We start from the raw sequence: 2,545 nt of genomic DNA, 5'->3' as shown, positions 1-2,545 counted from the left end.
CCCCCATGGTCCGCGTGTTCGACAGTCTCGACGCCTTCAAGGCAGCCGCTGGGGAGGAGCTCGGCACCAGCGACTGGGTCACCGTCACCCAGGAGCAGATCAACACGTTCGCCGACGCCACCGGCGACCACCAGTGGATCCACGTCGACCCCGAGCGCGCCGCGTCGGGCCCGTTCGGCGGCACCATCGCGCACGGCTACCTCACGCTCTCGCTGCTGCCGGTCTTCGTCGAGCAGATCTACTCGATCCAGGGTCTGGCGTTCGGAATGAACTACGGCGCCAACAAGGTGCGCTTCCCCGCCCCGGTCCCGGTCGACTCACGGCTGCGGGCCACCGCGACCCTCGTCGAGACCCGCGACATCCCGATCGGCACCCAGGGCATCGTCAACGTGGTCGTCGAGCGCGAGGGCTCCGACAAGCCGGTGTGCATCGCCGAGGTCATCTACGTGATGGCCGGTGCCTGAGATGCACTTCGCCTTCGACGAGACCACCACCGAGCTCATCCAGAAGCTCGAGACCTTCATGGACGAGAAGGTCTACCCCGCCGAGCACGAGGCCGAGCAGCAGATCAAGGCCCTGTACGACGAGGACCGCTGGGACCCGCCGGCCGTGCTCGACGGCCTCAAGGCCGAGGCGCGCGAGCGCGGTCTGTGGAACTTCTTCCTCGCCGGCCACCCGGAGGAGGGCGGCCTGACGAACCTGCAGTACGCCCCGCTCGCGGAGATCACCGGCCGGTCCATCCAGCTGGCTCCGGCGGCCATCAACTGCGCCGCACCCGACACGGGCAACATGGAGGTGCTGACGATGTTCGGCACCGCCGAGCAGAAGGAGCAGTGGCTGAAGCCGCTGCTCGCCGGCGAGATCCGGTCCGCGTTCGCCATGACCGAGCCCGACGTGGCCTCGTCGGACGCCACCAACATCGAGCTGTCGATCGTGCGTGACGGCGACGAGTACGTCATCAACGGCCGCAAGTGGTGGATCACCGGCGCGATGAACCCGAACTGCCAGGTCTTCATCGTCATGGGCAAGACCGACACGTCGGCCGAGCGCCACCGCCAGCAGTCGATGATCCTCGTCCCTCGCGACACCCCCGGGCTCGAGGTCGTGCGCGGCATGCACGTGTTCGGCTTCCACGACCGCGACCACGGCGGCCACGCCGAGCTGAGGTTCACCGACGTCCGCGTGCCCGCCACGAACCTCATCGGCGGCGAGGGCGAGGGCTTCGCCATCGCCCAGGCGCGCCTGGGGCCCGGCCGCATCCACCACTGCATGCGCTCGATCGGCCTGGCCGAGCGTGCGGTCGAGCTCATGTGCGAGCGTGCGCTCAGCCGCACGACCTTCGGCAAGCCGATCGCCCAGCAGGGTGTGGTCCAGGACTGGATCGCCGAGTCGCGCGTCAAGCTGGAGCAGCTGCGCCTGCTGACCCTCAAGACCGCCTGGCTCATGGACACCGTGGGCAACCGCGGCGCCCACAAGGAGATCCAGGCGATCAAGATCGCCACCCCGCAGACGGTGGAGTGGATCCTCGACAAGGCCATCCAGGTGCACGGCGCCGGTGGGCTGAGCCAGGACTTCCCGCTCGCGGAGATGTTCGCCGGGATCCGCACGCTGCGCTTCGCCGACGGACCCGACGAGGTGCACAAGGCCTCGCTCGCCCGCGCCGAGCTGAAGAAGTACGCGGCACGATGAGGCCTGGGCGATGAGGATCGAGGGAGCGTCGGCGGTCGTCACGGGTGCGGCCGGCGGCATCGGCCTGGCCGTCGCGCGGGCCCTGCTCGAGCGGGGTGCGGGCTCGGTCGTGCTGGCCGACCTCGACGGCGACCGGCTCGACGCCGCCGCCGACGCCCTGGCCGACGAGCTCGGTGACCGGGTCCACCGCCGCGCTGCCGACGTGACGAGCGAGATCGGCGTCGACGCGGTGCTGCAGAGCGCCCCGGCGCCGGTCGACCTCTACGTCGCCAACGCGGGCGTGTTCCGCGGCTTCGGCCTCGAGGCCTCGCCGGAGGACTGGGCCGCGTCGTGGGACGTCAACGTCATGGGTCACGTCGCCGCCGCCCGGGCACTGGTGCCCGGGTGGGTCGAGGGTGCGACCGCCGAGAGCGGTCCGGCGGGGTGCTTCGTGAGCGTCGCGTCGGCCGCGGGCCTGCTCACCCAGCTTGGCTCGCCGACCTACTCGGTGACCAAGCACGCGGCCGTCGGCTTCGCCGAGTGGCTCGCCGCCACCTACGGCGACCGCGGCGTGCAGGTCACCTGCGCGTGCCCCATGGGTGTGCGCACGGCCATGCTCGAGTCGGGCGAGACGAGCGACGACCCCGACGCGACCCTCGGGATGCGCGCGGTCACGTCGGCCGGCAACGCGCTCGAGCCGGCCGAGGTCGCGGCGACGATCCTCGACGCCGTCGAGGCAGGTCGCTTCCAGGCCCTGCCCCACCCCGACGTCGCCACCATGTGGGCCCAGAAGGCCGCCGACCCCGACCGGTGGATCTCCGGCATGCAGCGCTACCGCCGCCACCTCGAGGCCTGACCCGTCCCAGCGATTCCCATC

Annotated in this window: 3 protein-coding genes; all 3 read left to right on the top strand. The window is 71.0% G+C overall.

Annotated features, from left to right (window positions below; genetic code table 11):
• The coding region (locus ASF38_RS04365) for a MaoC family dehydratase (RefSeq protein WP_369815152.1) at nt 1–464 on the top strand (464 nt) is incomplete at its 5' end.
• Nucleotide 465: 1 nt separating this feature from the next.
• Nucleotides 466–1,689 carry an acyl-CoA dehydrogenase family protein gene (locus ASF38_RS04360; protein WP_055962772.1) on the top strand — a complete coding sequence of 408 codons (1,224 nt, stop codon included), beginning with the start codon at nt 466–468 and terminating at the stop codon, nt 1,687–1,689.
• Nucleotides 1,690–1,699: 10 nt separating this feature from the next.
• A complete protein-coding gene (locus ASF38_RS04355) occupies nt 1,700–2,524 on the top strand; it encodes an SDR family oxidoreductase (protein WP_055962777.1) in 825 nt (274 codons plus the stop codon).
• Nucleotides 2,525–2,545 lie beyond the last annotated feature (21 nt).

This window comes from Aeromicrobium sp. Leaf272 (assembly GCF_001422865.1).
Taxonomy (GTDB): Bacteria; Actinomycetota; Actinomycetes; order Propionibacteriales; family Nocardioidaceae; genus Aeromicrobium.
This window is presented reverse-complemented; position numbering and strand designations above follow the sequence as displayed.